Raw genomic sequence first — 20,714 nt, forward strand, 5'->3', positions numbered from 1 at the left:
GCACGCCGAGGCGCGGCGGGTGCACGACGTGGCCGCGAGCTTCGGCGCGCCGGTGTGGTGCGGCGGAATGCTGGAAAGCGGGGTGGGCCGCGCGCACAACATCCACCTCTCGACGCTGCCGAACTTCCGGCTGCCGGGCGACACGAGCAGCGCGAGCCGCTACTGGGACCGCGACCTGATCCGCGAGCCGCTGGAGGCCGTGGACGGCGTGATGCCGGTGCCGGCCGGCGCGGGGACGGGCGTGACCCTGGACCGCGAGTATCTGGCGGAAGTCACCGAGACGCACGAGGAGCTGCGGCCTTGACCTCTGGGCAGGTGAGTCCGGGTCAGGACTTCGTCGTCCGGGACGTGACCGACCCCTGGGCCATGCGCGCCTTGGAGGACGTGCAGGTGGCGGCCTGGGGCTACGCCGACCGCGAGGTGCTGCCCGGCACCATGTTCCGGATCGGGGCGGTGACGGGCGCGGTGGTGCTGGCGGCCTATCCGGCAGCGGCGCCGGAGGGCCGCCCACTGGGCCTCGCCTACGGCTTTCCGGCGCTGCGGCGGGGCAAGGGGGGCGAGGCGGAGCTGTGGCACCACTCGCACCTGCTGGCTGTGCGGCCCGAGTGCCGGGGGAGCGGGCTGGCGGTGGCCCTCAAGCACGCGCAGCGGGAGCGGGCGCTGGCGCAGGGCATGACCCGCATGACCTGGACCTTCGACCCGCTGGTCGCCCGCAACGCCCGGCTGAACCTGGGCAAGCTGGGCGCGCGGGCCGTGAGCTACCACCCCGACTGGTATGCGCTGGACGACGACCGCGAGGCGGCCTTTCCCGCCGACCGCCTGATGATCGAGTGGGACCTGACCCGCCCGCAGGAGGAGCGGCCCGCCCCCGCGCCCCGGGGAGAGGTGCTGCTGGAAGCCGACGGCCGGGGCTGGCCGCAGATGCGCCAGGGGGCCCCGGACTCTCCTTCCTCGCTGGCGGAAGTGCCGACCCGTGACCTGCCCGAAGACGCCCGGCGCGCGTGGCGGCTGGCTCTGCGTGAAGTCCTGTCGGCGCGGCTGGCGGCGGGCGACGTGGTGAGCGACCTCGCGCGGGCAGGCGACCGGGCCTACTACGTGCTGACGCGGCCATAGGAAAAGGCCGCCCCCGGGAAGGAGGCGGCCGATGTGCCTGAGGGGACTCACAGCGGTCTTCCGCTCTGCTGGAGGGTCAACCCTACCCCCTCCAGCTCCACTGCACACCACTGCTTTCACGGCTTTTCGCTCTGTTCAGGCCACTGGAGTTGTGGGACCTTGCCGCAACTTCAGTGGCCACCGTTCTCAGTAGGTGACGTTGTAGAACGCCGTGTCGCTCTGCCAGTCGGTCTGCGGGACCGGCTGGGCGACGGGATTGACCGGGTTCACCACGATGCTCAGTGCCTGCGCGAGACCCTGGCTGGTCTGGGGCTTGACGGTGGCGAAGGCCTGGCCCTGGGTGTAGGTGCTCAGTTCGCTCAGGTTGAGCTGGCGGCGGCTGGTGACGACGAGCACGCGGTTCAGGCCGGTGGGGCCGCCCACCGTGTAGGTGAACTGGTCGCCGGTGGCCGGGAAGGCGCGGGTCTGGCCGGCGCGCACGTAGTTGCCGCCCGTCTTGTAGCGGTTGGGCAGAATCTGGTCGGTCGAACCGTCAGGGTTCACGTTGAACAGATAGACGTAGGCGTTCTCGTTGACGCTGGTGTACAGCGTGATCGGCTCACCGATGCGGTAGTTGGGCGTCTGGGTGCCGCTGGGGTCCTTGTTGACCCACACCTTGGCGCTCAGGGTGGTCTGGACCGGGTTGACGATGATGCTCTGGGCACTGATGACAGGGGCAGCGAAGGCGGGGGCCACGACGCTCGACAGGGCGGCGGCGCTCAGGGTCAGGGTGGTCAGCAGCTTCTTCATGGTCGTTCCTCCTGTCCGGGAAGGGGGGCCACCTCGTGGGCGGCACCGGACTGTTCCTGACCTCACCGTAGCCCCGCGCGCCTGACGGGCCGTGAGCTGCGGCTGACGGAAGATGAAGATGGTCATGACGCTCAAGACTGCGTCAGGAACGTGAAAAAACTGACCGTAGGCTGACGACGGGCGAGATGGTGACAACAAGAACGGCTTCTCCGGAGGGGAGAAGCCGCTTCGCGCCGGGCGCGTCTGGCTGGCAGGGATACTAGGATTCGAACCTAGACAAACAGATCCAAAATCTGTTGTGCTGCCATTACACCATATCCCTAAAATCGGCCGAGGCCGTTTTCGGCGTAGAGCAGTATGCCTTCGGGCGGCGCGTGGCGTCAAGACGTGGGTTGGGCGGCCGCGCCCATGCCTGGCCCGACCACCGTGAGGCCCGCGAATTTCAGGAGCAGTTTCTTCTGGCCCACGCCGGGGAAGTACACCAGCACTTCGCGGCGCTCGCCCTGACCGGACCCCTGCATGAACACGCCGTCCCCGAATTTGACGTGCCGCAGCCGCAGCGGCTGGGTGGTGTTCACGGCGCGCTGGATCTCGCGGCTGGGAATGCCCAGGCGGGCACTGACCTCGGGCAGCGAGAGCCCGTGCAGGTCGAGCAGTTCGCGCGCCTGGAGGGGCCACGCGGGCGGCAGGGCCGGGGGCAGGTCGGGCAGGGCGGGGCGCTCGGCCGGGGCAGGGGCCACCTCGCCGAGCAGCCCGCGCAGCAGTTCGGCGGTGGCGGCCTTGTCGGTGGGCCGGCGCTCGCCGCTGGGCAGGAAGGGCGAGAAGCAGCGGCTCACGGCGATGCACTCGTAGCAGCCGCCCTCGGCCTTGCAGCAGGTCTTGGTGCTCAGGGCGTAGGCGCGGCGCAGCAGGTCGTCCATGCTCTCGAAGGCGCGGCGCGACACGCCCAGGCCGCCCTGCCAGTCGTCGTACAGGAAGAAGTAGGTGTCGCGCCCCTCGCGGAAGGCCCCGGCGAGGTCGCCCTCGTCGCAGGCCACGCGTTCGGGCGTCAGCTTCTGCAGCAGGTGCTTGAGGGTGTGCGCGACCGCCGTGGGCCGCTCGGTGGCGGCCGGGTCCAGGCCGACCTCCAGCGCGCTGGTGCGGAAGGGGGGCAGCTCGACCGCCTCGTCGTACAGGTGTTCGGAGAGCTTGTGGTCCTGCATCCGGTCCTGGATGCGCCCGCCGCAGTGCCCGCAGGTGCGGTCGAAGGGACCGGGTTCGCGGTCGCAGCCGGTGCACACGCGCTCGAACACCTGGCGCATCATCGTGTAGCCGGTGTACTGCCGCCGGATCAGCACCTCGCCGTGGCGGTACACCAGGGGGCCGCGCCGCACCCACTCGCCCATCTGGACCGGACGCACCGAGGTCGCGTGCAGGCCGCGCGTGAACAGGTTGGCCGCCGCGAACTTCTCGACCAGGATCGCGGTGCCGGGCGGGGCGGCCTCCCAGCGCGCCACCTTGTAGCCCTGGCCGTCGAGGGTAAAGACCGCGCCCTCGTGCTTCTCGGTCAGGGCGTAGTGCTGGCTGGGCGATTCGAGCGGGGCGTCGAAGGCTTTCAGGCCCAGCTTCTCCCACTCGCCCACCTCGATGACCGCGAATTTGGCGCTGCCCTCGCCGCGCAGGTTCCAGTATTTGCTGCGCGTCAGGGGGCCGCCCGTCTCCAGACCCGCCGCCCGGCGTTCCTCCTGCGCGCGGCCCTCGTGCCGGGGGGCGAGGTAGGGGTTGGCCGCCTCCACGACCGCCTTCTCGATGGGGCCGGTGAGCAGTTCGTGGAAGTTGCCCGCGTTGCTGTAGAAGGCGTCTACCGGCTGCGGCACGCCCTGTTCGTTCAGGGCCGGCAGGTACAGCACCAGCCCCGGCGCGACCCGCCCGGCCCGCCCGGCCATCTGCCGGAAGGCCATGCGCGACCCCGGATAGCCGTCGATGATGACCACCTCCAGGTCGCCGATGTCCACCCCGGCCTCCAGCGCGTTGGTGGCGAACATGACCCCCGACTTGGCCCGCCGGAACTCCGAGAGCCGGCCCTCGCGGTCGCTGGTGCCGGCCATGTAGAGGTGGGCGTGCCGGGCGTACTCGGGCTGGGCGCGGTAGGTGCCGTACAGCCGCGCGGCCCGCGATCTCCCCCGGAAGAAGGCCAGGGTCTTGAGGCCGTGCGCCGCGCTCGCGCTGACCACCGCGTCCCAGAAGCGCCGGGGCTGGCCCCTGTGGTCCGCGAGGTAGTAGCGCTTGCCGTGGCGCGCCGCCCCCGACTCGCGGACCTCGGTGACCTCCACGCCGGTCAACTCGCGCGCGAACTCGGCCGGGTTGCCGATGGTGGCGGTCGAGAGCACCACCTGGGGCCGTGCCCCCAGCGCCCGCGCGAGGTCGAGCAGGCGGCGCAGCATCCCCGCGACCTCGCTGCCGAAGCCCCCGCGGTAGGTGTGCGCCTCGTCGAGCACGACGAAGGACAGCCGTTTCAGGAAGGCGCGCACGGCGGGGCGGTCCAGCGACCAGTGCAGCTTGTCGGGCGTGGCCGTGACCATCCGCACGCCGGGCCGGAACACCTCGCCGGGCTGGGCCTGCCCGTGAAAGGCCGCGATCTCCCAGGGAAAGCCGCCGCGCTCCTGAAAGGCGCGCAGCTTGTCGCGCTGGTCCTGCCCCAGGGCCACCAGGGGGTAGACGAACAGCGCCGTGGCCTCGGGGTCGCGCTCCAGCCGCTCGAAGACGGCCGGGAAGAAGGCCCCCGTCTTGCCGCTGGCGGTCGGCGTCGTGACGATCACGTCCTCTCCCTGCGCCATCAGGCGGTAGGTCTCGGCCTGATGGGCGTAGACCTCCGGAAAGCCGAAGCCCGCGCGCACCGCCGGGGACCAGCCCAGCTCGGCAGCGGGAACGGTGCGGGCCGGGGCGACCTCCTCCTCGTGCAGCAGCGCCGCTCCCCCGCCCAGGATGTCGCGCAGGAACAGCTCCAGGCGGGCATAGGGCGAGCGGGCGGCGAACACGCCCCCGAGTGTAGGGCGCTCCCCGTCTATGTGGGGGAAGTTGCGTCACGGTGGGGGCCGGACCGAGGTTGCCGCCCGGCACAAACGCCCCCGGGCGGTGGTGCTACGCTCGGGGCATGACGGCCCCTGCAGCACAGCCCACCGCTGACGCGCCCAGCACGGCCCTCGCCGGCACGGCCCTCCTGGACCGGGCCGCGAGCGGCGAGCGTCTGGACGTGGCCGAGATCGAAAGCCTCTACCGCCTGCCGCTGCCCGGGGTGGCGGCCGTCGCCAACGGCCTGCGCCTGGAGCGCCGTGACCCGGACGTGGTCACGTTCCTGATCGACCGCAACATCAACTACACCAACGTGTGCAACGTGGGGTGCAACTTCTGCGCCTTCTACCGCACCCGCCGCCAGAAGGACAGCTACACGCTGGACTACGAGCAGATCTCGCAGAAGATCCGGGAACTCGAAGAGGTCGGCGGCACGCGCATCCTGCTCCAGGGCGGCGTGAACCCCGAGCTGGGGCTGGACTACTACACGGGGCTGCTGCGGCACGTCAAGGCGCACCATCCGACCATCCGCATCGACGCGTTCTCGCCCGAAGAAGTGCTGTTCATGGAAAAGACCTTCGGCCTGAGCCTGGATGAGCTGCTCGACACCCTGATCGCGGCGGGTCTCGACGGGCTGCCGGGCGCGGGCGGCGAGATCCTGGAAGACGACGTGCGCGCCAAGGCGGCCCCGGCGCGCATCAAGTCCGACGACTGGTTCCGGATCATCGACGCGGCGCAGCGCAAGGGGCTGTACACCATCGCCACGATGGTCATCGGCTTCGGCGAGACCTACGCCCAGCGCGCCCGTCACCTCCTGAAGATCCGCGACCAGCAGGACCGGGCCAACGCGCTCTACGGCGGCAACGGCTTTTCGGGCTTCGCCATGTGGTCGCTCCAGACCGAGCACACCCGCCTGCACGGTAAGGCCCCCGGCGCGACCGCGCACGAGTACCTGCAACAGCTCGCGGTGGCGCGCATCGCGCTGGACAACATCCCCAACATCCAGGCGTCCTGGCCCGCGCAGGGCTTCAAGGTGGCGCAGGCCGCGCTGTACTACGGGGCCAACGACCTCGGCTCGACCATGCTCGAAGAGAACGTGGTGTCGGCGGCGGGCGGGCATGGGCGCCACCGCGCCACCGTGCGCGAACTCGTGCGCATCGCGGTGGACGCGGGCTTTACCCCCGCCATCCGCAACAGCCGGTTTCAGATCATCGAGTGGCCCGACGCCCAGGACGTGCTGGCGCGGGATGCCCAGAACCCCGAGGCCGAGCGCGCCGTAGGCGCCGGGCAGTAGCGCCGCCGGGCCCGCGCCGCCACATGACGCAGGTCGGGAGCAGCCTGGGGGTCGCCTGCGAAAGCCGGGGGCCCGGCGGTTGGCGGCTGGAGGCCCAGTTCCAGGTGGCGGCGGCTCCGGTCCTGCGCCGCGAACTGGAGCGTCTGGGCTGGTGGGGGCGGGGCCGCCCGGCCGACCTGAGCACCCTGCTCGACGCCCACCTGCTGTTCGGGGACGACCTGGTTTCTCACGAGACGGCCCTGAGCGTGGCCGAACTGGGAGAGCTGGCTGCCGCCCTGGCCCTGAGCCGCCGCCACGACGACCTCTGCGCGCAGCTGCTCGCCTGGCACGCGCTGGCGCGGTCGCTGGAAGCCAGTGGCCGCCCGGCCCGGCTGGCCGTGTGGTGGTCGGGGTAGGGCCGGCCCGCCCGGAGGGTTAAGTTCGCCGGAACAGGCCTGGGCAGACACGCGTCAGCTTGGCCCGGCATACTTGAGAGATGCTGTCTGCTGTGCGCCGCGCTGTCCGGAACTTCCATGCCAGAAAACGAACGCTTGCCCTCGGGGCGGCGCTCGCCTTGAGCCTGCCGGCGACCACCTTCTCGGCGCAGGCGGCCGTGGCTTCGGTCGGGGCGGTGCAGCTCACGGTGAGCACCGACCAGAACGCGGCGTATTTGAATGGCGAAAGTGTACGCCTCCAGGCCGCGCCGCGCAATGTCCAGGGCCGGGTCATGCTGCCGCTGCGCGAGGTCGCGCTGCTGCTGGGGCAGCCGTTGGTGGGAAGCGCCACGCTGCAACTCGGCCGCCTGAGCGTGGATACGCAGCGTCTGAGCGCCTCTCTGGCCGGGGCCGCCCAGCCGGAGGGCAACGTGGCGTCGGTGGGGGGCGTGGTGTACGTCAGCGCGCGGCTCCTGGCCGACGCGCTCGGGGCCAACTTCAGCAGCGACAACGCCGGGCGCACCCTGACCATCACGGCGCTGCGCGACGGCGGCAATCCCCTGTCGCCCCAGGCCCGCTTCTCGACCGACAAGAACGTGTACGCGCCGGGCGAGCGCGTGGTGTACACCGAGTATCCCTTCGACCCGGACGGCGCCGACATCACCGCGCGGCGCTGGACCGGGCGGCAGGAGGTGTACTTCCAGCCGGGCACCTACACCATCTCGTTGCAGGTCACGAACGCGCGCGGCCTCCAGAGTGCGCCCTTCACGCGGACCATCCGGGTCGAGGGCACGCCCATCGACACCCCCCTCACCTACGCCCTGAAGTACGCCGACCCCGGCGAAAGCTTCGCGGACGCGCAGGTGCTGACCTACCCGGCGGCGCAGGCGCAGACCGTGGCCGGCCCCAGCTTTCCGCTGCTGTTCAGCGACAGCCCCGAGGCCCCGACCCAGAGCGGCGTGCTGTACCAGGACACGGTCGAGGGCCGCGCGCGGCTGCTGGCCTACCACCTCAATGCGCTGGGGCGGCCCGCGCGGCTGTACGTCATGGCCCGCAACCTGGAGTCGCGCCCGGTCGAGGTCCGCACCGAGCGCCTGGGCGAGACGGCCCCGACCCGCGTCGAGGGCCAGCTCGGGCAGGTCACGCTGCTCGAATACTTCGCCAGCACGGCCACCCAGACCCTTACCCTCGCGCCGGGACAGACGGCCGCCGCCTACGCCAGCCCCACCCTGGGGGCGGGCAGCGGCGTCAACGTCTTGCAGGACCTCACCACCAGTGGCCGGGTCGAGCTGACCTTCCTGTTTCTCGAAGACGGCCTGCCGCCCACCCAGCAGGTCATGCAGCAGCTGCCTTACCTGCCGCTGGACGGCCGGCACCAGCGCGGCACCTTTCCGGGGGCGGTGCGCTCGCTGCGCGTGAACCTGACCACCCTGCCCGCCCGCATCGTGATCGGGGACGGGCAGGTGGACCCGGTGGTCCTGGGCACCGACCGCCTCACCGGCCAGCCCATGCGCCTGAGCGGCAACTACGGCGTGCTGTATGACCTGGAGGTCAACGGCGCGGCGGGCACGGCCGTGGCCCTCAGCCCGCGCGGGGGCCTGTACCGGGGGGCGATGAACATCGTGGACGGCCCGCTGACCCAGGCCATCAAGCTGCCGCGCACCGGCAACGCCCTGCTGCCCGACCAGCCGGTGATGCTGTGGCGGCCCCTGTCCGACCAGCTCAACATCGATTTCATTCCGGCCAGCGGCAGCAACCTGCCGGTCAGCCTCGTGTTCTACCGCGCCCGGCCCCAGCTCGGGCAGGGCGGGGGGCTCAAGACCTATCAGCCCTGACCCTGGCGGGCGGCTCCGGCTGACCGCCTGACTTCCTGAAAGGTGAAGCGCTTCCACATCTACGCCGGGGCCGGGCATGGTGTGATGCGGGCATGACGCAGAACACCGGCCGGCAGACCATCGTGGTGCATGGAGCATGGACAGGGCCTGTCACCGATCCGCAGCGGCAGTTCAGCGGCCAGGTGACGGCGTCGGACGTGGCGGACGTGGCGAAGGGGCAGGACGTCGGCGTGAGCTACGCCGGTACCCCCAGCCGGGTACCCGGGGCGCAGGAGCACGGCAAATACGTCCTGAAGGCCGGCAGCCACGACCTGCCCCTGGCGAGTTTCACCTGCGGCGAGGCGAGCAAGTCGGCGGCGATGGGCCACGACGATACCCAGCCGGCCGAGTGGCTGGCCGTGGTCGTCTGAGGACCGGCCGCGCGGTCGGCGGCGGGGCGCTATGCTGGGACCACATCCCACCCCATACGCCCACGGAGGGTCAGACCCCATGCCCGTCAAGATCCGGATCTACGGAAAGGAAGCCGTCTTCACGCGGGGTTGCTGGGCCTGCGAGGACGAGAGCCTGCTCGCCATGCTCGAATCTCTCGCCGACCCGCGCGCCGTCACCGAGGCCGAGGAACATGCCCACGCCCTGTACGCCGCCGGACGCTACGGCGGCCTGATCGCGGTGGGGGAGAGCTGGGAAGCCGCCCCCCATCCGGCTCCCGAAATCCGGCTGGAGGACTTCGCTCCGGCCCGGCAGCCCGAGCGGGCCGGCTGGCTGAGCTTCCTGCGGCGCAGAAAATGAGGTCCGCCTTCCCCCTGGGGGACCTTTAGGCAGGTGGCTTGACCCCCGCTCCCCCAGCCCCTACGCTGCGGGCATGTCCGGCCGCGCGACCACCACTATTCCCTAGGGGGTGGCCCGTCTCCGGCCACCGCCCCGCATATCGCGTCGGGCGGTTTTTTTTGGACGTTCGTCAATTCAAGGAGGGCACAGAAGATGCGCGTAGCGATTGTGGGAGCCACCGGGGCCGTAGGGCACGAACTGTTGCAGGTGCTGGAAAAGAGCAGCCTGCGTTTTGACGAACTGCTGCTGTACGCCTCGCCGCGTTCGGCGGGCACCGCGCTGAAGTTCCGGGGCGAAGACCTGACTGTGCAGGTGACGCCGGAAGGCGCCATCGACGCCGACCTGATCCTGGCGTCGGCGGGCGGCAGCGTGAGTCAGGCCCTGGCGCCCAAGTGGGTCGAAGGCGGCGCGGTGGTCATCGACAACTCCAGCGCCTTCCGCTACGACCCCGAGGTGCCGCTCGTCGTGCCCGAAGTCAACGGGCCGGCGGCGCTGCGCCACAAGGGCATCATCGCCAATCCCAACTGCACGACCGCCATCGCGGTGGTGGCCGTCGCGCCCCTGCACCGCGAGTACGGCGTGCGGCGCATGATCGTCAGCACCTACCAGGCGACCAGCGGGGCCGGCCAGAAGGGCATGGACGAACTGCTCGAAGAGACCCGGACCGCCCTGGGCGGCGGCGAGGCGGGCGCAGAGGTGTTCGCGCACCCGATTCCCTTCAACGTCATTCCGCACATCGACGCCTTCCAGGCCAACGGCTACACCAAGGAAGAGATGAAGGTGGTCTGGGAGACCCGCAAGATCCTGGAAGACGAGTCGCTCCAGATCAGCTGCACGGCCGTCCGCATCCCCACCCTGCGGACCCACAGCGAGGCGATCACGCTGGACCTGGAGCGCCCCGCCACCCCTGAGGCCGCCCGTGAGCTGCTGGCCGGCGCGGCGGGCGTCGAGGTCCGCGACGACCCGGCGGCCAAGCTCTATCCCATGCCCCTGACCGCCAGTGGCAAGTACGACGTGGAAGTGGGGCGCATCCGGCCCTCGCTGGTGTTCGAGGGCGGGCTGGACCTGTTCGTGGCCGGCGACCAGCTCCTGAAGGGCGCGGCCCTGAACGCCGTGCAGATCGCCGAATACCTCCAGCAGCAGGGCGCGCTGAAGGAAAAGCAGCGGGCGTAGGTCCGGAGGGGAAGGGCAGGTACGGCAGAGCCGACCTGCCCGCTTCCCCTTAGCCCCGGTGGTACGGCTCGCCCGCGCTGATGGTCGCGGCGCGGTACAGGGCCTCGACCATCACGAGCATGGCGAGGTCGTGGGGCAGGGTGAGCAGCCCCAGGCTCCACAGGGCGTGTGCCCCGGCACGCAGGTCGTCCGTGTGGCCGTCGGGGCCACCGATGGCGAGGGCCAGCTCCCCGTGCCCGCCGAGGGCCTGGGCGTCGAGATACGCGCTCAGGTCCTCGCTGCTGTACTGCCGCCCACGCGGGTCGAGCAGGACCAGCGGCGCGCGGCCCGCGGCCCGGCGAATGGCCTCGCTCTCGGCGGCCTGCGTCTTGCCTGCCACGCGGCTGACCTGAAGCTTGTGGTAGCGCCGCAGCCGTTTTTCGTACTCGTCCCAGCCGCTGCGGGCGTAGGCGAGTTTCGGTTCTCCGACGGTGATCAGGTGCAGCCGCATCCGGCCCAGGCTACCGCGCCTGCCGCCGCCCGCCGCCCTTCCGGTGGTCCGGCAACGGTCGGCGCTCGCCACTTCGCATAAACTCTTGGCATGTCCCCCTTCCGGCGAGGCCTGCCTTGAATTACGCGGCCACCCTGGCGGTGGTGGTCGTGCTGGCGTTCTGGTTTCCGATCTCGGTGCGTCTCGCGGCCCAGTTCGGCGTGCCCGAGGCCTGGGCGGCGTCCGTCGTGGGGGCGCTGCTGACCTTCGTGGCGGCGGCCTACCTCGTGCGCTTTCAGGTGCGCCGTCACAGCCTGACCCTGGAGCGTCTCGCGGCGGCGCGCGCGCAGGTGGCCGCCGATCCGGCCAATCCGCGCGCCTACTTCGTGCACGGCGAGCACCTGGGCAGCATCCTGCTGAGGCTCGACCGCCGCCGCGAGGCGGCCGAGGTCATCGACCGCTACGCCCGGCTGGGCGGGGCGCGCGAGGCCGAGATCGTGGCGCTGCGCGAGGCCCTGTCGCTGGCCGAGCGCCGGCAGCGGCAGGCCCAGCGGCGGGAGGCGTGAGCTGCAGACAAAACGTGACAGTTCCCGCCGGAAGCGGGCACAATAGGAACGGTCTTATGACATACCTGCCCACCACTTCAGGAAAACACCGGCCGGAGCGCGCCGGGCTGTGCCGGGGTCCGGGCATGGCCCACCGACCCGTGCGGAGCGCCGCATGAGGGCCTACAAGGGCATCGTGGAAAACGGCGTGGTCGTGGTGATCGGCGCGCGTCTGCCCGAGGGCACGGTCGTGACCGTGACGGTCGGCGAAACCGAACTGCTGCGCGCCCGCATCTCCAACGTCATCAAACGGTCCTCGCGCAAGGTCCGCGTGCGGGTCAAGCCCAGTCCCGGCCTCGCGCTCGAAAGTCAGTTGCCCTCCCGTGACGAGTGACCCCGGCCTGACGGCCGCCCCGGACCCGGCCAACCTGTCCGGGCCGGAGCTGCCCGAACTGGAACTGCCCGGGACGACCGAGCTGCCCGCCGGCGCGCGGGTATGGCTGGTGCCCACGCCGGTCGGCAACCTGGGCGACATCACCCTGCGGGCGGTGGAGGTGCTGCGCGGCGCCGACGCGGTCGCCTGCGAGGACACGCGGCGCACGGGCGCGCTGCTCTCGCACCTGGGCATCGGGCGGCCCCTGGTGCGCCTGGATGCCCACACCATGCACCGGGCGGCGGGCGTGCTCGAAAAGTACCCCCGGCTCGCCTACGTCTCCGACGCGGGCACCCCCGGCCTGAGCGACCCCGGCGCCGAACTGGTGGCGGCAGCCATCGCGGCCGACGTGCCGGTCGAGGTGCTGCCCGGCGCGACTGCGCTGGTGCCTGCGCTCGTGCTCTCGGGGCTGCCGGCGGGCCGCTTCACCTACGAGGGCTTCTTGCCCCGCAGTGGGCGCGAACGCAAGGAACGCCTCGCGGCCATCGCGGCGCGCGCCGAGACGAGCGTGCTGTACGAAAGCCCCCACCGCCTGCACGCCACGCTGGGCGACCTCGCGGCGGCCTGCGGCGAGACGCGCCCCGCCAGCGTGACCCGCGAACTCTCCAAGCGCTTCGAGGAGACGCGCCGGGGCGCCCTGGCCGAGCTCGTGGCCTGGGCGGCGGGGGGCGTGCGCGGCGAGATCGTGCTGACGGTGGGGGGCCGCCCGCCCGAGGAAGCCGCCGCCGACGCCCCCGACCACGCCGCCCTGGCGCAGGCCTGGGCCGCCGAGGGCCTGGGGGCCAGGGATATACGTGAGCGGCTGATGGCGGCAGGTTTGCGTAAGAATGACGCTTACACGCTGGCCCTTCAGGTCACGTCGTCCTGAGGGATGTCCCCGACCGGCGACCTCCTGTTCCCTTTCCCTGCTCTCCGAGAGGCTGTCTTGCCATGAACGAATCCCTGAACGACGCCCACATCAACGACACGGCCATTCCCGAAGCCTCGCTGACCGAGGCCGCCCGCGCGGCCGAAGACCCCGACATGCAGCACCCTAATCCGGCCGGCGTGAAGCGCCTCGCAGTCCTGACGAGCGGCGGCGACGCCCCGGGCATGAACGCGGCCATCCGCGCGGTCGTGCGCACCGCGACCCAGCAGGGCATTGAGGTCGTCGGCGTGCGCCGGGGCTTCTCGGGCCTGCACCGGGGCGAACTCGCGGTGCTCGGGCCGCGCGACGTGGCGAACACCATCCAGCGCGGCGGCACCATCCTGCTCACCGCCCGCTCGCACACCTGGCGCAGCCCCGAGGGCCGGGCCAAGGGCGCGCAGGTCCTGCGCGACTGGAACGTGGACGGCCTCATCGTCATCGGCGGCGACGGCAGCTTCCACGGCGGGCACTACCTCCAGGAAGAGCACGGCGTTCCGGTCATCGGCGTGCCGGGCACCATCGACAACGACCTGTACGGCACCGACCACACCATCGGGTACTTCACGGCGGTCGAGACGGCGCTGGACGCCGTGGACAAGCTGCGCGACACCGGGGCCTCGCACGAGCGCATCTTCGTGATCGAGGTCATGGGCCGCCACGCCGGGCACATCGCGCTGGACGTGGCGGTGGCGGGCGGCGCCGAGGAGGTCTTCATTCCCGAGGACGCCAAGTCGGTCGAGGGCGTGGTCGAGATCGTGAAGGCCAGCGTCGCCAAGGGCAAGGCCAGCAGCATCATCATCGTGGCCGAGGGGTATCCGGGCGGGGCGCAGGGCGTGGCCGACGCCATCCAGAACGGCACCGGTCTGGAGACGCGCGTGAGCATCCTGGGCCACATCCAGCGCGGCGGCGCGCCGGTCAGCAGCGACCGCGTGCTGGCGAGCCGCCTGGGCGAGGCGGCCGTGTACGCCCTGATGGACGGGGAGAAGGGCGTGATGGTCGGGCGCGGCGGCGGCGGCATCGTGTACACCCCCCTGCACGAGACCTGGGAAAAGCGCAAGGACGTGAACCGCGACCTGTACCGCTGTGCCAAGACCCTGAGTATCTGAGCCGGGCAGGTGGCCGGGGTGGGCGCCTGCCTGTCCCAAAAGGGGCGGTCAGGCCTTAGCATCGGCGGGCTGCATGCCGCACTCCGCCCCCCTGTCCCATCTCCGCTTCTGGTCCCTGCTCTTCGCCGCGTTCGCGCTCGCCTGGGGCGTGCTGGCGCGCCACTGGTCCGAGACTTGGTGGTGGCTGGCCCTGCTCGATCAGGTGCCGGCCGTTCCGCTGCTGGCCGCGCCGCTGCTCCTGGCCTTTCTCGCCGCGCGCCGGCGCAAGGGGGGCTGGGTGATCTGGAACCTGGGCGCCGCACTGGCCTTCGCCGTGTTTCAGGCGGGCGCAGTGCTGCCCCGCGCCGAGCCCCTGCCGGGCGGCTCGCCCCTGACCCTGCTGACCCTGAATACCGGGTTCGCCTCGGCCCCGCCCGCCGCCCTCGCCGCCCTGGTGGCGCGCGAACGGGCCGACGTCGTGACCTTGCAAGAAGGCCTGGACCGCGCCGGACAGGCCCGGGCCTACGAGGTGGCGCTGAGACGGGCCTTTCCCGGCTGGACGGTCGTGCGCCACGACGAACTCCTGACCCTGACCCGGCTGCCGCTGCTGGGATCGCGCACCGTGACTTTTCCGAACACGCCGCATTCGGTGCTGCTGGCGCGCCTCCGGGCCGCCGGGCAGGAGGTGACGGTGGTCAACACGCACCTGCCCACCCTCGGACTGCGGCCGGGGGCCAGTGACCGGGCGCTGGGACGCACCCTGCCGCAGCGCGTCGAACACCAGCTGACCGCGCGCCGGGAGTTTCCGGGCGTGATGTCGCGCCTGCTCGGGCAGGAAAGCGGGCCGTTGCTGCTGGCGGGCGACCTGAACGCCCCGCCGCGTGGTCAGCTGCACCGCGAGCTGGGAGCGCTGGGCCTGCGCGACGCCTTCTCGCAGGCCGGCCACTGGTTCGGCCTGACGCACCATGCCCGCGCGCCCTATGCCCGCCCCGACTACGTGTGGCTGCGCGGGGCCCAGGCCGAGGACGTGCAGGCCCTGCCCGACTTCCTGAGCGACCACCGCGCGCTGGTGGTGCGCCTGCGGCTGCCCCCCGCGCCGGAGGACGGAGCCCTGCCGGACGAAGCGCCGCCCTGACCGCCTTCAGCGCAGGCGCTGGTCACCGGGGGCCACCACGAACACGCCGCCCCAGGGCCGGTAGCTGCTGCGCGTCACGTCCTCGCGCACCACGCCGCCCTTCAGGCGGACCTGCCGCACCACCGCGACCCGTGCCCCGGGGGCAGGCATGTCGAGCCGCCGCGTTTCGCCCGCCGCCAGCGCCGGATCGGCCACGAAGGTCGGGTCGGGGGCCAGGCGGCTGCCGCTGATCTTGGGCGCGGCGACCTTGACCTGCCGCCCGTCGCTGCGCCCGAAAAGATCCACCCGCAGGCGCTCCGCCTTCACGTCCCAGCTCGCCTGCACGAGCAGCGGCCCGCCCGTATCGTTGCGCCAGCGCAGGTCCTTGCTGGGGGCGTAGACGGCCGCGTCCATACCGGGGTCGCCGTAGTAGGCCACCTGGTAGGAGTGGGCGTGGCGCTCGGTGATCGGTAGCCCCGCCGCGTACGCCGCCCGGAAGACAGTGGTGCTCACCTGGCAGATGCCGCCGCCGTCTTCCTTGCTCAGGGTTCCTCCGGTGATCACGTAGCCCGGCACGAAGCCGTTGGCCGCGCGGATGCGCCCCACTGCGCGGTTGAAACTGAAGCTGCGTCCCGCCGCCACCCAGGTGCCGTGAACCCGGCTGGCCCCCACCCGGATGTTCTGCACCCGGAAGGCCGGGCTGCCCGCGAAGGACGACTCGCCCCCGGCCAGATGGGTAAGCCCCTGCGCCTGTCCCCAGCGTACGCTGCGCTCCGGCGCCTGCAGGGCCACATTCAGGGCGCTGCCGCCGGCCCCAGCGCCCACGGCCCGGCGCAGCGCCGCCTCGGTCGCCGCGCGGTCCACCTTCCAGCCCGTCTGTGCACGACCGACCCAGCGGTCCCCCTCCTGCACGAACCGGAGGTCCTGCGGCGTACGGGCCTCGACCTCACGGTAGATGCGGTCGAGGTCCACACGCAGCGGCGCCAGAGAACCTCCGGCACGCAGGGCGGCCCGTTGCTCGGGAGTCAGGGTCAGGACATAGCGGCGTGTGACGGTAGGCCGCTCGGCCCGGCCGCCGACCAGCACCGGCTCGGGGACGCTCAGGCTCAGGGTAAAGGTCTGGGCCGGGGCGGGGGCCGGCGCCGTACGGGCCGCAAGGGCCGGCAGGTTGGCCACTGCCCTGGCCTGGGCCGGCGCAGCTTCGGGAGCCTGGAGGCCCAGGCTCAGCCAGCCGAGGGTCAGGGCGCCCGCCATTCCGAGCACCAGCCAGCCGGGTTTGATCTTCATGGGGCCGCTCCTTCAGGAACTGAAATAGAAGAACAGACCGGCCAGACCCCTGGGGGCCCATGCCGATCTGCGCGGAAACTCGGTCATCCTCAGGGCATCAACACCGTGTCGATGACGTGGATGATGCCGTTGCTGGCCGAGATGTTGGGGCGGGTGACGGTGGCGTCGCCGATCATGACCTGGCCGCCGTTCACCATCACGTTGAGGGTGCCGCCACCCGCTGTGGTCACGCTGCTCAGGTTCTGGACCTGCGCGGCCGTCACGCGGCCCGGTACGACGTGGTTCAGGAGCAGGGCGCGGAGCTGCTCGCGGTTGTTGAGCACGGCGTTGAGCTGGGCAGCCGGAATCTTGGCAAAGGCCGCGTTGGTCGGCGCGAACACCGTGTACGGCCCGGCGCTGTTCAGGGTTGAGGTCAGGCCCGCCGCCTGAACGGCCGTCAGCAGGGTGCTGAAGTTGGGATCGTTCGCCACGATGGCGGCGATGGTGTTGCCCGAGGGCACGGAGCTGCCGCCACCCGCGTGGGCGAGGCCGGTCATCAGCAGGGCAGTGGTCAGCAGGGTCTTGGTCTTCATCATGGTCACTCTCCTCGGTCAAACTCTGGGGGCTTCAATGTGAACACTCGGCTGTATCTGGCTAAGACCGGCCCCTCTTTATCATGGCCCGGTCGAAACCTTGCCTAAATCGGAGACCTGTCTTGTAAACAGACCCTAGATTCGCTCGACTTCACATGTAGTAGCGACGCCCACAGATTTCTCGATATCAAATGAAATTCAATCCCAGCTCAACCTCACCTGAAGCTCGGCCCAAGGCGAAGGGCGCATTGTGGCAAGGCCCTTCGGGAATACACAAGAAGCGGCCGCAGCCTCCGGACAGGGGAGGGCTGCGGCCACTGGAAGCCGGCGCCAGGTCAGCTGCCGACGTTGCGCAGGAAAGCGGGGATGTCGTAATCCTTGGGATCGTAGTTGCTCGCGTTACCGCCGCGCACCGGACGCACGATGGTGTCAATGGTGCTGCCGCGCGAGCTGCCCGTCTGGCTGGGAATGCCGCTGAAGGCGCTGTCGCTGAAGCCGGTAGCGATGACGGTGACACGCACCTCGTCGCCGGCCGCCTCGTCGGGCGTGATGCCGAAGAGGATGTCGGGATCCTCGAAGCCGGTGGCCTCGCGGATCTTCTCGACGATCTCGTTGGCGTCGGTCATGCTCATGTCGTAGCCGCCCGTGACGTTCACCAGGATGCGGCGCGCGCCTTCGATGCCGCGTTCGAGCAGCGGGCTGTGGATGGCGCTCATGGCGGCTTCCTCGGCCATCTTGTCGCCGCGGCCGGCGCCGATCCCCATGAGGACCGTTCCCGAGTTGGCGAGCAGGTTGCGCACGTCGGCAAAGTCGAGGTTGATCATGCCCTCGACGTTGATCACGTCGCTGATGCCCTTGACGCCGTAGTACAGGACGCGGTCGGCGACCAGGAAGGCCTCGCGGAAGGACACCTTCTTGTCCACGGCGGTCAGCAGTTTCTGGTTGTTCACCACGATCATGCCGTCCACGCGGTCGGTGAGCTTGCTGATGCCCTCTTCCGCCACGCGGATACGCTTGGGGCCCTCGAAGCCGAAGGGCCGCGTCACGATGGCGACCGTCAGGATGCCCATCTCGCGGGCGATCTCGGCCACGACCGGCGCGCTGCCGGTGCCGGTGCCGCCGCCCATGCCCGCCGTGATGAACAGCATGTCTGTGCCGTCAAGGTATTCCTTGATGCGCTCGCGGTCTTCCAGGGCGGCCTTTTCGCCGACCTCCGGGTCCGCGCCCGCGCCCAGGCCGCGTGTCAGGCGGTCGCCGAGCTGGATCCGCACCTCGGCGTGGCTCTTGGCCAGCACCTGGGCGTCGGTGTTGCCCGCGATAAATTCGACTCCTTCGAGTCCCGATTCGATCATGCGGTTCACGGCGTTGTTGCCCGCTCCGCCCAAGCCGATCACGCGAATTCTGGCCGCTTGCATCTTGTCTCCTTCACGTCCAGGAAGTTTCGTTCAGAATCAGCTGGACCGGTGTGTAAGTGGGGCGAGTCTAGCGCACCCGTTCCCGGTGCGGGGGGACCCCCACGGCTGTGGGCCGCCTCCCCGCCAGGGGCAATGTCTAGAACCAGTCCTTGAGCATGGTGCGGATTCGGTCCCCGAAACTCGCGCCGGTCTTCTCTTTTTTCGGGGCCGCGGCCTTGGGCTCGGCCGGGGTGGGGGTCGGGGCCGGGGCCGCCGGGGTCGGCTGGGGAGCCGGGGCAGGCGCCGCCGCGACCGGGGTCTGCGCGGGGGCCGCTGCGGGCGCGCGGCCGATGGTCGGCAGCTCGGGCGCGTGGGCCGGGGCCGGGGCCTCGGTCGAGACGCTCATGGGCACCTTGCCGTCCTGCGCGATGCCGTACAGCACCAGCCCGACGCCGCAGGCGTGGCCCGGCCCGCTGACGATGTCGCTCAGGCCCTGGATGCCGCGCGGCTGGCCCAGGCGCACCGGCAGCCGGAAGCGGTCGCGCGCCAGTTCCACGGCACCGCGCAGCTGCGCGGCCCCGCCGGTCAGGACGACCGACTGCGCGACGAGCTCCACCGGACCGAGCGCCTGGTCGATCTCGTCGCGGATCATGCCGTAGATCTCGTTGATGCGCGGCTTGATGACGCGCGAGAGCTCGAAGGCGCTGATGGCGTGGGTGGTGCCGTTGGAGGTGGTGATCTCCAGCGTCAGGTCCTGGTCGGCCAGTTCGGGCAGGGCCGCGCCGTAACGCCGCTTGACGTTCTCGGCTTCCTCCATCGGAATCTTGAGGATCTGCGCGAGGTCGGCCGTGACATGTTCGCCGCCGATGGGAATACTGGCGCTGTGGGCGAGGTTGCCGCGCTTGAACACCCCGATGTCGGTGGTGCCGCCGCCCATGTCGATCACGATGGTTGCCTGCTGCTGCTCGCTCGCGGTCAGGGTGGCGAGGCCCGAGGCCAGCGCGTGCAGCACGAAGCCCTCGACCGCGAGGCCCGCCTCCTGCACGCAGCGGCGCAGGTTGAGCAGCGGCCCGGCGGTGCCGGCCACGATGTGCACGTCCACCTCCAGGCGCACGCCGTGCATGCCGACCGGGCTCTTGATGCCCTCCTGGCCGTCCACGACGTATTCCTGGGGCAGGGTGTGCAGGATTTCGAGGTTAGGGTCGAGCGGCACCGCGCGGGCGTTCTCGATGGCGCGGTCCACGTCCTGCTGGTTGATTTCCTGATGACGGCGGATGGCCGCCAGGCCGTGGCTGGTGATGGCCTTGGCATGGTTGCCCGCCACGCTGACGAACACGTCGTGGACCTTGACGCCGCTGACGCGCTCGGCCGCCTGGACCGACTGCCGGATGGCCTGGGTGGCGCGGTCGAGGTTGACCACGCTGCCGCGCTTCATGCCCTCGCTGGGCACGCTGCCCTCGCCGATGATGTCGACGCTGCCGCCCGGCATGACTTCGCCGATGACCGTTGTGATCTTGGTGGTGCCGATGTCCAGGCCCACGATAATGGTGCTGTCCCTCATTCCTGGACGCTCACCCCCCAAGGATAAATGTTGATGTGCTGATTCGGATACATGCTGATGCTCCCAGCATACTTCAAGAGAGAGTGAAGATCGCCGCTCCAGACGCTGCCGCTCGCCGTTTTCACGGTGACCCCGCTAGGGGTATATGCGACCGATTGCACAGTGTAGCGCGACAGCGCCCGCGCCGCCGTCAGGATAGTGTTCAGCCGGTCAGGTCCCCAGCCGCTGAGCAGCGGCAGGCCGGTGGCCGGGCCGTTCGGGAGGACCTCGCCGTTCTCGGCGAGCGTGACCGCCTCGCCGTGCGGGGGTTGCCAGCGTGCGAAGGGCCGGCGCTCGGTCAGTTCGATGCTCACGCGGTCGGGAAAGCTGCGCGTCACGCGCGCCGAGGCCACCCAGGGACTGCCCAGCAGTCCGCGCGCGCGCCAGCGTCCGTAGTACAACCAGCCGAAATCGTGGCCCAGCACCGGCCCCAGCCCGGCGAGGCGGCGCACCTCGGTTTCGGTGAGGTGCGAGTTGCCGCTGACCGTGACGGTCCGGACCGGCAGGAGCAGCCAGCTCGCGGCGAAGGCGGCCAGCAGCAGGACGCCGGTGCCCGAGGTCCACCAGACCCAGGGCCGCACGCGCCGTAGCCGCTGGCCCAGCGTGGGGCCGGTACGCTCCCTGCGCCGCCGCCGGGGCGGGGGGGGCGGCTCGGTGGCCTCTTCCACCTCCGGTGGGGCAGGAGGCGCCGCCGCTTCCGGCACGGTTTCCGGGACGACCTGGGCCTCGGGACCGGGAACGGGCGGCGTGACCTCCGGCGCGTCCTGCGCAGGGAGGGCGTCGCGGTAGGCGTTGCGGCGACGGGCCACGGC

20 protein-coding genes, 1 tRNA gene and 1 pseudogene (1 of these 22 only partly in view) are annotated in these 20,714 nt (G+C 71.0%); 13 read left to right on the forward strand and 9 right to left on the reverse strand.

The genetic code is table 11. The annotated features are described in order from the left end of the window. Positions 1 to 304, forward strand: a pseudogene (gene menC, locus DGO_RS24595) (o-succinylbenzoate synthase) (it extends 805 nt beyond the left edge of the window). Between the two features lie 62 nt (positions 305 to 366). Continuing rightward, positions 367 to 1,113, forward strand: a complete 747-nt coding sequence (locus DGO_RS04130) for an acyl-CoA acyltransferase (protein WP_050920875.1) — start codon at positions 367 to 369, stop codon at positions 1,111 to 1,113. Between the two features lie 186 nt (positions 1,114 to 1,299). Here DGO_RS04130 and DGO_RS04135 read toward each other — a convergent pair whose 3' ends face one another. The 3 genes from DGO_RS04135 to DGO_RS04145 form a co-directional block, all read right to left on the reverse strand. Beyond that, positions 1,300 to 1,902 carry a DUF4384 domain-containing protein gene (locus DGO_RS04135; protein WP_014684226.1) on the reverse strand — a complete coding sequence of 201 codons (603 nt, stop codon included), beginning with the start codon at positions 1,900 to 1,902 and terminating at the stop codon, positions 1,300 to 1,302. Between the two features lie 248 nt (positions 1,903 to 2,150). Then, a tRNA-Gln gene (locus DGO_RS04140) sits at positions 2,151 to 2,224 on the reverse strand. A 58-nt stretch (positions 2,225 to 2,282) separates the two neighbouring features. Then, positions 2,283 to 4,919 (reverse strand): DEAD/DEAH box helicase, encoded by a 2,637-nt coding sequence (locus DGO_RS04145; protein ID WP_043801013.1) that lies wholly within the window; start codon positions 4,917 to 4,919, stop codon positions 2,283 to 2,285. Positions 4,920 to 5,035: 116 nt separating this feature from the next. On the opposite strand from DGO_RS04145, the gene mqnC reads away from it, so the two are divergent. The 6 genes from mqnC to DGO_RS04175 all read left to right on the forward strand — a co-directional run bounded on the left by mqnC (position 5,036) and on the right by DGO_RS04175 (position 10,496). Continuing rightward, on the forward strand, positions 5,036 to 6,247 hold the full coding sequence (gene mqnC, locus DGO_RS04150) for a cyclic dehypoxanthinyl futalosine synthase (RefSeq protein WP_050920678.1): 1,212 nt from the start codon (positions 5,036 to 5,038) through the stop codon (positions 6,245 to 6,247). A 23-nt stretch (positions 6,248 to 6,270) separates the two neighbouring features. After that, the gene (locus DGO_RS04155) at positions 6,271 to 6,642 is read left to right on the forward strand and encodes a hypothetical protein (RefSeq protein WP_043801016.1); all 372 of its coding nucleotides are present in this window, start codon (positions 6,271 to 6,273) and stop codon (positions 6,640 to 6,642) included. A gap of 80 nt (positions 6,643 to 6,722) precedes the next feature. Next, positions 6,723 to 8,495 (forward strand): stalk domain-containing protein, encoded by a 1,773-nt coding sequence (locus tag DGO_RS04160; protein ID WP_145975244.1) that lies wholly within the window; start codon positions 6,723 to 6,725, stop codon positions 8,493 to 8,495. A gap of 92 nt (positions 8,496 to 8,587) precedes the next feature. After that, positions 8,588 to 8,905, forward strand: coding sequence for a hypothetical protein (locus DGO_RS04165; RefSeq protein ID WP_014684231.1), 318 nt, complete (start codon positions 8,588 to 8,590; stop codon positions 8,903 to 8,905). A 79-nt stretch (positions 8,906 to 8,984) separates the two neighbouring features. Beyond that, the gene (locus DGO_RS04170) at positions 8,985 to 9,284 is read left to right on the forward strand and encodes a hypothetical protein (protein ID WP_014684232.1); all 300 of its coding nucleotides are present in this window, start codon (positions 8,985 to 8,987) and stop codon (positions 9,282 to 9,284) included. Between the two features lie 192 nt (positions 9,285 to 9,476). Then, positions 9,477 to 10,496: an aspartate-semialdehyde dehydrogenase gene (locus tag DGO_RS04175; protein ID WP_014684233.1), complete on the forward strand. Its 1,020-nt coding sequence runs from the start codon at positions 9,477 to 9,479 to the stop codon at positions 10,494 to 10,496. A gap of 49 nt (positions 10,497 to 10,545) precedes the next feature. Here DGO_RS04175 and DGO_RS04180 read toward each other — a convergent pair whose 3' ends face one another. Next, positions 10,546 to 10,986: a 23S rRNA (pseudouridine(1915)-N(3))-methyltransferase RlmH gene (locus tag DGO_RS04180; RefSeq protein ID WP_043801020.1), complete on the reverse strand. Its 441-nt coding sequence runs from the start codon at positions 10,984 to 10,986 to the stop codon at positions 10,546 to 10,548. A gap of 116 nt (positions 10,987 to 11,102) precedes the next feature. Between DGO_RS04180 and DGO_RS04185 the strand changes: the two genes are divergently transcribed. From DGO_RS04185 to DGO_RS04205, 5 genes are all read left to right on the forward strand, one after another. Beyond that, entirely contained in the window at positions 11,103 to 11,531 is a 429-nt protein-coding gene (locus DGO_RS04185) for a hypothetical protein (RefSeq protein ID WP_014684235.1), read from the forward strand. 154 nt (positions 11,532 to 11,685) lie between these two features. Further along, on the forward strand, positions 11,686 to 11,904 hold the full coding sequence (locus DGO_RS04190) for a hypothetical protein (protein ID WP_014684236.1): 219 nt from the start codon (positions 11,686 to 11,688) through the stop codon (positions 11,902 to 11,904). A 64-nt stretch (positions 11,905 to 11,968) separates the two neighbouring features. Then, positions 11,969 to 12,811, forward strand: coding sequence for a 16S rRNA (cytidine(1402)-2'-O)-methyltransferase (rsmI, locus tag DGO_RS04195; protein ID WP_420810575.1), 843 nt, complete (start codon positions 11,969 to 11,971; stop codon positions 12,809 to 12,811). Positions 12,812 to 12,966: 155 nt separating this feature from the next. Continuing rightward, positions 12,967 to 13,956: a 6-phosphofructokinase gene (gene pfkA, locus DGO_RS04200; RefSeq protein ID WP_043803161.1), complete on the forward strand. Its 990-nt coding sequence runs from the start codon at positions 12,967 to 12,969 to the stop codon at positions 13,954 to 13,956. Positions 13,957 to 14,029: 73 nt separating this feature from the next. Continuing rightward, entirely contained in the window at positions 14,030 to 15,070 is a 1,041-nt protein-coding gene (locus tag DGO_RS04205) for an endonuclease/exonuclease/phosphatase family protein (RefSeq protein WP_043801024.1), read from the forward strand. Positions 15,071 to 15,076: 6 nt separating this feature from the next. Here DGO_RS04205 and DGO_RS04210 read toward each other — a convergent pair whose 3' ends face one another. The 5 genes from DGO_RS04210 to DGO_RS04230 form a co-directional block, all read right to left on the reverse strand. Beyond that, entirely contained in the window at positions 15,077 to 16,336 is a 1,260-nt protein-coding gene (locus tag DGO_RS04210) for a VanW family protein (protein WP_226991445.1), read from the reverse strand. Between the two features lie 89 nt (positions 16,337 to 16,425). Next, positions 16,426 to 16,911: a fasciclin domain-containing protein gene (locus DGO_RS04215; RefSeq protein ID WP_014684241.1), complete on the reverse strand. Its 486-nt coding sequence runs from the start codon at positions 16,909 to 16,911 to the stop codon at positions 16,426 to 16,428. Positions 16,912 to 17,243: 332 nt separating this feature from the next. Then, positions 17,244 to 18,323 carry a cell division protein FtsZ gene (ftsZ, locus tag DGO_RS04220; RefSeq protein WP_014684242.1) on the reverse strand — a complete coding sequence of 360 codons (1,080 nt, stop codon included), beginning with the start codon at positions 18,321 to 18,323 and terminating at the stop codon, positions 17,244 to 17,246. Positions 18,324 to 18,459: 136 nt separating this feature from the next. Then, positions 18,460 to 19,863, reverse strand: a complete 1,404-nt coding sequence (ftsA, locus tag DGO_RS04225; protein ID WP_014684243.1) for a cell division protein FtsA — start codon at positions 19,861 to 19,863, stop codon at positions 18,460 to 18,462. Beyond that, complete coding sequence (locus tag DGO_RS04230; protein WP_226991446.1) at positions 19,860 to 20,711, reverse strand: cell division protein FtsQ/DivIB; 852 nt, start codon at positions 20,709 to 20,711, stop codon at positions 19,860 to 19,862. The genes ftsA and DGO_RS04230 overlap by 4 nt, the downstream gene beginning before the upstream one ends. Between the last annotated feature and the right edge of the window lie 3 nt (positions 20,712 to 20,714).

Origin of the sequence: Deinococcus gobiensis I-0 (genome assembly GCF_000252445.1) — a bacterium.
Classification (GTDB): domain Bacteria; phylum Deinococcota; class Deinococci; order Deinococcales; family Deinococcaceae; genus Deinococcus; species Deinococcus gobiensis.

Excerpts from the sequence above, each read along its gene's own strand:
- DGO_RS04165 (WP_014684231.1), top strand. The coding sequence starts at position 8,588 with ATGACGCAGAACACCGGCCGGCAGACCATCGTGGTGCATGGAGCATGG.
- ftsZ (WP_014684242.1), bottom strand. The coding sequence starts at position 18,323 with ATGCAAGCGGCCAGAATTCGCGTGATCGGCTTGGGCGGAGCGGGCAAC.
- DGO_RS04175 (WP_014684233.1), top strand. The coding sequence starts at position 9,477 with ATGCGCGTAGCGATTGTGGGAGCCACCGGGGCCGTAGGGCACGAACTG.
- DGO_RS04205 (WP_043801024.1), top strand. The coding sequence starts at position 14,030 with ATGCCGCACTCCGCCCCCCTGTCCCATCTCCGCTTCTGGTCCCTGCTC.
- DGO_RS04180 (WP_043801020.1), bottom strand. The coding sequence starts at position 10,986 with ATGCGGCTGCACCTGATCACCGTCGGAGAACCGAAACTCGCCTACGCC.
- DGO_RS04160 (WP_145975244.1), top strand. The coding sequence starts at position 6,723 with ATGCTGTCTGCTGTGCGCCGCGCTGTCCGGAACTTCCATGCCAGAAAA.
- DGO_RS04170 (WP_014684232.1), top strand. The coding sequence starts at position 8,985 with ATGCCCGTCAAGATCCGGATCTACGGAAAGGAAGCCGTCTTCACGCGG.
- DGO_RS04155 (WP_043801016.1), top strand. The coding sequence starts at position 6,271 with ATGACGCAGGTCGGGAGCAGCCTGGGGGTCGCCTGCGAAAGCCGGGGG.
- DGO_RS04210 (WP_226991445.1), bottom strand. The coding sequence starts at position 16,336 with ATGAAGATCAAACCCGGCTGGCTGGTGCTCGGAATGGCGGGCGCCCTG.
- mqnC (WP_050920678.1), top strand. The coding sequence starts at position 5,036 with ATGACGGCCCCTGCAGCACAGCCCACCGCTGACGCGCCCAGCACGGCC.
- pfkA (WP_043803161.1), top strand. The coding sequence starts at position 12,967 with ATGCAGCACCCTAATCCGGCCGGCGTGAAGCGCCTCGCAGTCCTGACG.
- DGO_RS04215 (WP_014684241.1), bottom strand. The coding sequence starts at position 16,911 with ATGATGAAGACCAAGACCCTGCTGACCACTGCCCTGCTGATGACCGGC.
- DGO_RS04135 (WP_014684226.1), bottom strand. The coding sequence starts at position 1,902 with ATGAAGAAGCTGCTGACCACCCTGACCCTGAGCGCCGCCGCCCTGTCG.
- DGO_RS04130 (WP_050920875.1), top strand. The coding sequence starts at position 367 with ATGCGCGCCTTGGAGGACGTGCAGGTGGCGGCCTGGGGCTACGCCGAC.
- DGO_RS04190 (WP_014684236.1), top strand. The coding sequence starts at position 11,686 with ATGAGGGCCTACAAGGGCATCGTGGAAAACGGCGTGGTCGTGGTGATC.
- ftsA (WP_014684243.1), bottom strand. The coding sequence starts at position 19,863 with ATGAGGGACAGCACCATTATCGTGGGCCTGGACATCGGCACCACCAAG.